The sequence below is a fragment of the Pseudonocardia pini genome (assembly GCF_013870575.1).
GTDB lineage: Bacteria > Actinomycetota > Actinomycetes > Mycobacteriales > Pseudonocardiaceae > Pseudonocardia > Pseudonocardia pini.
This window is the reverse complement of sequence record NZ_JACBXB010000271.1, coordinates 1-6,686: the sequence shown is the minus strand read 5'-3', so window position 1 is coordinate 6,686 and position 6,686 is coordinate 1. Positions and strand designations below refer to the sequence as shown.

Genomic DNA, 6,686 nt, shown 5'->3' with positions numbered 1-6,686 from the left:
GGGCTGCCGGCTCGGCGGCTGGATCGGCTCGGCGTCCCAGAGCGGCGCCTGCGAGCCCCAGGTCTGCGCGCCGGGGCGGTAGGCGACGGGCGCCGGGGCGATCGGGACGCCCGCCGGGTCGGAGCTGACGTCCATCGGCGCGGGGGCCTCGGGCGCCTTGCGGCGGTCGAAGATCAGGTGATCGAGGCTCCACCTACCGGGGCCCGCGGCGGCGATGGCGACGCAGACCGCCGCGATCAGGCCGACCAGCTCCCACCCGTTGTTCTTCACGAACACGCCGTGCTCGGCGTGGACGAAGTAGACGGCACCGAGCATCACGAACGTCATCGCGGCGGAGGCGTAGGGCACGAACAGGCCGACGGCCAGCAGGATCGACCCGATCAGCTCGACGACCAGCGTGAACGCGGTCGCGGCGATGGCGAGGGGGATCCCGAAGTTGTCGAACTGGCCCGAGGTGGCCGTGAAGCCCTTGACCCCGAAGGTGTCCCAGACGTGGGCGAGCATGACGAACGCGACCGTGAGGCGCGCCGCCAGCACGAGGACGTCGCGCGCGGGTTCGGGGAGCGAACGGGGAAGCATTCTCGGTCTCTCCTGACTACGGGTCATCGGCAAACCGCGGTAAGTGACGAAGCTAGACCGAAGCGCGGTCTCAGCTAGGCCGAACAGAGGTTTCTGCGGTGGTCCGTCGTCCGCACGCGATGAACAGCACGTTCGAACCACTCATCTGTGTAACGAAACCCGCGGCGCCTGGTTACGCACCGTTCGTCTCAGCCGAGTCCCCGCTGGTCGGACTTCACCCGCCACCCGTCCGGGTGTCCCGACGACCCGTCGTCAGGAGGGGAGGATCTCCCGCCACTGCTTCGTGGCCGCGCGACCGGGCGCGATCCAGGCGACGCCGGCCAGGTCACCGACGTGCGAGACGCCCTGGAACGCCGCCGCCACGCCGAGCACCGACAGTCCGGTCTCCAACATGGACGGGTGCGGGCTGGGCATGCCGTTCGGCTTCACGAAGGTGACCTTGAACAGCTGCCCCGCCACGCGGGCCTTGAACCCGCCGCCGAACCAGTACCAGGGGTAGGTCACGTCGGTCACCTCGGCGAGCGGGGCGTCGAAGTACGTGGTGTCGCCGTCGGTGAAGGCGATCCGGCCGTCGGCGGTGACGAGGTAGCCGGGGCGGTTGTGCAGCCCGCCGATGATCCAGGCGGGGCTGGCGAGGACGGGGGCGGTGGTGGTCATGGCTGCTCCTTCGGCCGGGGTGATCGTGCGGTGCCCCCAGCGAACCGCCCGGACCGGGTCGGCGGCCACCACGCCGCCACCACACCGGATGTTGGTGGTGGCCACACCCTCCACCTCCTGCGCGGACCCCCGCGAGGGGAGCATGATGTCCGCCGTGGACATCACCGCGACCCCTGAGTGGACCGCCCTCACCGAGCACCACGCCGCAGTCGGCGAGCAGCACCTGCGGACCCTGTTCGAGTCCGACCCGGGGCGCGCCGCGGCCATGACGGCGGAGGGCGCCGACCTCGTCCTCGACTACTCCAAGCACCGGATCACCACCGAGACGCTGCCGCTGCTCGTCGCGCTGGCCGAGGCCGCCGGGCTGCCGGAGCGGATCACCGCCATGTTCGACGGGCAGCACATCAACACCTCCGAGGACAGGGCGGTCCTGCACACCGCCCTGCGGCTGCCCGCCGACGCGTCGCTCACGGTCGACGGGCAGGCGGTCGTCGCGGACGTCCACGAGGTCCTCGGCCGGATGGGCGAGTTCACCGACAAGGTCCGCTCCGGCGAGTGGACGGGCGCGACGGGCGAGCGGATCCGCACCGTCGTCAACATCGGGATCGGCGGCTCCGACCTCGGCCCGGTGATGGCGTACGAGGCGCTCAAGGACTACAGCCTGCGCGAGATCGAGTGTCGCTTCGTCTCCAACATCGACCCGACCGACCTGGCCGAGACCACCCGAGACCTCGACCCGGCCACGACGTTGTTCATCGTCTCCTCCAAGACCTTCACCACGCTGGAGACGCTCACCAACGCGCGCAACGCGCGGACCTGGCTGGTCGACGGCCTCTCCGGTGTCCCGGCCGAGAAGGCGATCCCGCTGCACTTCGTGGCGGTGTCGACGAACGCGGAGAAGGTCTCCGAGTTCGGCATCGACTCCGCGAACATGTTCGGCTTCTGGGACTGGGTCGGCGGGCGCTACTCCGTGGACTCCGCGATCGGGCTGTCGCTGATGGTCGCGATCGGCAAGGAGGGCTTCGGCGAGTTCCTCGCGGGGATGCACGCGGTCGACGAGCACTTCCGCACCGCGCCGTTCGCCGAGAACCTGCCGGTGATCTCCGGGCTGCTCAACGTCTGGTACGCCAACTTCTTCGGCGTCGAGACCCACGCCGTGCTGCCCTACTCCCAGTACCTGCACCGGCTGCCCGCCTACCTGCAGCAGCTGACGATGGAGAGCAACGGCAAGTCCGTGCGCGGCGACGGCACCCCCGTGACCACCGTGACCGGCGAGATCTTCTGGGGCGAGCCCGGCACGAACGGCCAGCACGCCTTCTACCAGCTGCTGCACCAGGGCACCCGGCTCGTCCCGGCGGACTTCATCGGGTTCGCCGAGCCGAACCACGAGCTGCCCGGCGAGGGCGGCGCGGACATGCACGACCTCTTCATGTCCAACCTCTTCGCCCAGACCGCGGCGCTGGCGTTCGGCAAGACCGCCGAGGAGATCGCGGCCGAGGGGACGCCCGCGGAGGTGGTGCCGCACAAGGTGATGCCCGGCAACCGGCCGACCTCGACGATCCTGGCGCGCAAGCTCACGCCGTCGGTGCTGGGCCAGCTCATCGCGTTCTACGAGCACCAGACGTTCGTGGAGGGCACGATCTGGGGCATCGACAGCTTCGACCAGTGGGGGGTCGAGCTGGGCAAGGTGATGGCGCGCCAGTTCGGCCCGGCGCTCTACGAGCCGGCGGCCGACCTCTCCACCCTGGACTCGAGCACCGCCGCCCTCATCGCCCGCTACCGCGCCGCCCGAGGCCGCTGACCCTGTGAGTCGCGGTGATCGCCAGAGCGACCATCGCCACTCACAGGGCGGGTTCAGGAGTGGTCGGGCAGGCTGGAGGGATGCGTCGCGCCCTCCTGGTCACCGCCGCCGTCGCCACGCTGTCGGTCGTGCTCGCAGCCGGGCTGGTCTGGGCGGCGTTCAGCGGGGTCGGGCCCGCGGAGTCCGACGGCGCCGCGCTCGCCACCGCGATCGACGACCGCACCCCCACCCTCACCGCCGCGGCGGTGGTGTTCACCAACGTCGGCAACACCGCGGCGATGGCCGTGCTGGCCTGCGTGGTCGGCATCGTGCTCGCCGTGCGCGGGCACCGGGCCGACGGCGTGTGGCTGATCGCGACCATGGCGACCGCCAGCGGGGTGTTCACGCTGGTCAAGCGGGTGCTCGACCGGCCCCGACCGCCCGAGGCCGTGCGGCTGGTCGAGGTCGGGAACGAGTCGCTGCCGAGCGGGCACGCCACGATGTCCGCCGCCGTCGTCGGGGCGCTGCTGGTGCTCGCGTGGCCGCACCTGCACGGCGTGTGGCGCGCCCTCGTCCCGCTCGCGGGCGTGCTGTGGATCGGCGGGATCGGCGCCACCCGGATCTACCTCGGCGTCCACTGGTTCTCCGACGTCGTCGCGGGCTGGGCCACCGGCTTCGCCTGGCTCGCCGTGTGCACCGGGGTGCTGCTCTGGTGGCGCTCCCGGCAGGCGCGGGTGGCGGCCTGACCCCGGTCAGGCCTGCTCCTTGCTGCACCACCAGGTGCTGCGGCCGCCGACGGTGCCGTGGCGCATCTCGGCTCCGCAGCGCGGGCAGTGGCCGCCGGGGTGGCGGTGCTCGATGACCTCGCCGGTGTGCACGCCGCCGTTCGCGATCGCGGACCTCAGGGACCGCTCCAGGTTGCGGTAGAGCCGATCGAGGTCCTTGCGCTCCAGCTCGTCCGCGGGGGCGGCCGGGTTGACCTTGGCCCGCCACAGCGTCTCGTCCGCCAGCAGGTTCCCGACGCCCGCGAGCACGGACTGGTCCAGCAGCCGTGCCTTGACCGCGGAGCGGCTCCGGGCGATCCGGGTGCGGAAGTCGGCGGGCGAGATGTGCTCGGCGTCGGGGCCCACGCCGTCGAGGCTGGGGTCGAGCCGGATGCGTCCGAGGCGGCGCTTGTCGAACAGCCGGAACCGGCCGCCGTCGACGAAGGTCATGGTAAACCGGTCCCACTCGGGCTTGCGCGGCTGCCGGTCCGGGCGCTCCGGCCCGCCGCCGATCCGCTCCCCCCGGTCGTTCGTGACGATCACCCGCCCGCCCATCCCGAGGTGCACGCCGAGGGTGTGTCCGGTGTCGGTCTCGCACCACATCGTCTTGCCGCGCCGGTGGGCGGCGGTGAGCTTCCCACCCACCAGTGTCCGGGCGATCTGGCCGGGCGGATGGGGTCGGCACACCCACTCGTCGTTGTCGTCGATCGACTCGATCACGCGGTCGAGAGCGCCTTCCAGCACCTTCCGCGCGGTCTCCACCTCGGGCAGCTCCGGCACGGGACCCAGTCTGGAACAGTCTCCCCGGGTGCGCGCGTTGATCGGGGCGTGATGCGCGTGCGGGCTCCCCGGCTGCAGGGACGGCGTTGGCTGAACACCGGCGGGCAGGCCCCGGACCTGCGGGGCAAGATCGTGGTCCTCGACTTCTGGACCTTCTGCTGCGTGAACTGCCTGCACGTCCTGGACGAGCTCCGCCCGCTGGAGGAGGAGTTCGGCGACGTCCTCGTGGTGGTCGGGGTGCACTCGCCGAAGTTCGCGCACGAGGGGGACCCGGCGGCGGTGGAGGCCGCCGTCGAGCGGTACGGGGTGCACCATCCCGTGCTCGACGATCCGGACCTCGCGATGTGGGACGCCTACGCCGCCCGCGCCTGGCCCACCCTCGCGGTCATCGATCCCGAGGGGTACGTCGTGGCGCAGATGGCGGGCGAGGGGCATGCGCACGGTCTCGCGGTGCTGCTCCGCGAGCTGGTCGAGAAGCACGCCGGGGTGCTGCGACGCGGGGACTCGCCGTACGTGGCGCCTGCGCCCCCGGAGGCCTCGTTGCGCTTCCCCGGCAAGGTGATCGCGCTCGGCGAGGGTTTCCTGGTGTCGGACACCGCGCACCACCAGGTCGTGCTGCTGGACGCGGAGCTCGCCGAGGTCCGCCGGTACGGCAGCGGTCGGCGGGGCTTCGACGCGGAGTCCTTCGCCGAGCCCCAGGGGCTGGCGCGCGTGCTCGCGCAGGACTACGACGTCGTCGTCGCGGACTCGGTCAACCACGCCCTGCGCGGGCTGCGGCTGTCCGACGGGCGGCTCACCACGATCGCCGGAACCGGTGCGCCCCTCCGGGAACGGGTCCCGGTGGGCGGTACCGCGCAGGAGCTGTCCACCCCCTGGGACGTGGCGTGGTGGGACGGGCGGATCGTCGTCGCGATGGCCGGGGTGCACCAGATCTGGACGGTCGACCCGACCTCCGGGCAGGCCCGGGTGCTCGCCGGGACCACGAACGAGGGCCTGCGCGACGGCCCGGTGACCGCGGCCTTCTTCGCGCAGCCGTCCGGGCTCGCGGTCGAGGGCGACAGGCTGTGGATCGCGGACGCGGAGACCTCGGCGGTGCGGTCGCTGTCGCTGTCGTCGGTCCCGCAGGTCTCCACGGCCGTCGGGCTCGGCCTGTTCGACTTCGGCTTCCGGGACGGACCGGCCGGGGAGGCGCTGCTGCAGCACCCGCTCGGCGTCGGCGTGCTGCCGGACGGGTCGGTCGCGGTGGCGGACACCTACAACGGCGCGATCCGGCGGATCGCCTCCGGGGTGGTGACGACCTTGGCCGAGGGGCTCGCCGAGCCGAGCGACGTCCTCGTCGACGGGGACACGCTGGTGGTCGTCGAGTCCGCCGCGCACCGGCTCGTGCGGCTGCCGATCCCGACGGGCGCGCGGGTCGACGCGGGCGCCCACACGGTCCGCCGCCCGACCACGGACCTGGCCGCGGGGCCGGTCACGCTGCGGATCGACTTCACCCCGCCCACCGGGCAGCACCTCGACACCCGCTTCGGCGACCCGACTGTGCTGACGGTCGCCGCCTCACCGCCGTCGTTGCTGGTCAGCGGGGGTGGGACGGCGCCGGGGCTGGCGCGGACCCTGGAGCTGGGGGCGGGCGAGGGGGTGCTGTCGGTGAGCGTCGCGGCGGCGGCGTGCGACGAGGGCGACGCCGTCTTCGCCGCCTGCCACCGCTACCAGCAGGACTGGGGGGTGCCGGTGCGGGTGGGCTCCGGGCCCGCGGAGCTCGTGTTGGACCTGCGGGCCGTGGGGGCCTGAAGATCGCACGTTTCGTGCTCTGAGCGCGGCATGATCACGAGTTGGGTGCTCTCAGCGCTGTCCGGACCGCGCTGAGAGCACGAAACGTGCGATCACTCGAGCTCGGCGACCGTCCAGCTCCCATCCGCGGCGGGCGCGGCGAGCTGGAACTCGCCCTCCGGCAGCGACCGGACGTGCTCGGCGAGCTCCGCCGCGGTGACGGTCTCCGCCTCCACGACCGTCCGGTCGCGGGGGTCCTCCCCGTCGAGGGCCACGGTGATCGGGGCGTCCAGCGGGATCAGGTCCCCCGCGGGGAGCAGGACGAGCTGGGCGCCGCCCTCGTCGAGCAGCGCGGC

At 72.6% G+C, this 6,686-nt stretch carries 7 protein-coding genes; 3 read left to right on the top strand and 4 right to left on the bottom strand.

From position 1 onward, the window contains the following. Together H5J29_RS16505 and H5J29_RS16500 are read right to left on the bottom strand one after the other, a co-directional pair. Window positions 1-579 (bottom strand): DoxX family protein (locus H5J29_RS16505; protein ID WP_181781849.1); only part of this gene is annotated, 579 nt, incomplete at its 3' end. 252 nt (window positions 580-831) lie between these two features. Next, on the bottom strand, window positions 832-1,398 hold the full coding sequence (locus tag H5J29_RS16500) for a Hint domain-containing protein (protein WP_181781848.1): 567 nt from the start codon (window positions 1,396-1,398) through the stop codon (window positions 832-834). On the opposite strand from H5J29_RS16500, the gene pgi reads away from it, so the two are divergent. Further along, a complete protein-coding gene (gene pgi, locus H5J29_RS16495; RefSeq protein ID WP_181781847.1) occupies window positions 1,382-3,037 on the top strand; it encodes a glucose-6-phosphate isomerase in 1,656 nt (551 codons plus the stop codon). The two genes, H5J29_RS16500 and pgi, sit on opposite strands and share 17 nt — an antisense overlap. Window positions 3,038-3,117: 80 nt before the next feature. Beyond that, a complete protein-coding gene (locus H5J29_RS16490) occupies window positions 3,118-3,762 on the top strand; it encodes a phosphatase PAP2 family protein (protein WP_181781846.1) in 645 nt (214 codons plus the stop codon). Window positions 3,763-3,768: 6 nt separating this feature from the next. On the opposite strand, the gene H5J29_RS16485 is transcribed toward H5J29_RS16490, so the two are convergent. Continuing rightward, window positions 3,769-4,560 (bottom strand): Fpg/Nei family DNA glycosylase, encoded by a 792-nt coding sequence (locus H5J29_RS16485; protein WP_181781845.1) that lies wholly within the window; start codon window positions 4,558-4,560, stop codon window positions 3,769-3,771. Window positions 4,561-4,611: 51 nt separating this feature from the next. Between H5J29_RS16485 and H5J29_RS16480 the strand changes: the two genes are divergently transcribed. Further along, window positions 4,612-6,351 (top strand): NHL domain-containing thioredoxin family protein, encoded by a 1,740-nt coding sequence (locus H5J29_RS16480; RefSeq protein ID WP_181781844.1) that lies wholly within the window; start codon window positions 4,612-4,614, stop codon window positions 6,349-6,351. Window positions 6,352-6,443: 92 nt separating this feature from the next. Here H5J29_RS16480 and H5J29_RS16475 read toward each other — a convergent pair. Next, a partial coding sequence (locus tag H5J29_RS16475; RefSeq protein WP_181781843.1) for a hypothetical protein occupies window positions 6,444-6,686 on the bottom strand: 243 nt, incomplete at its 5' end.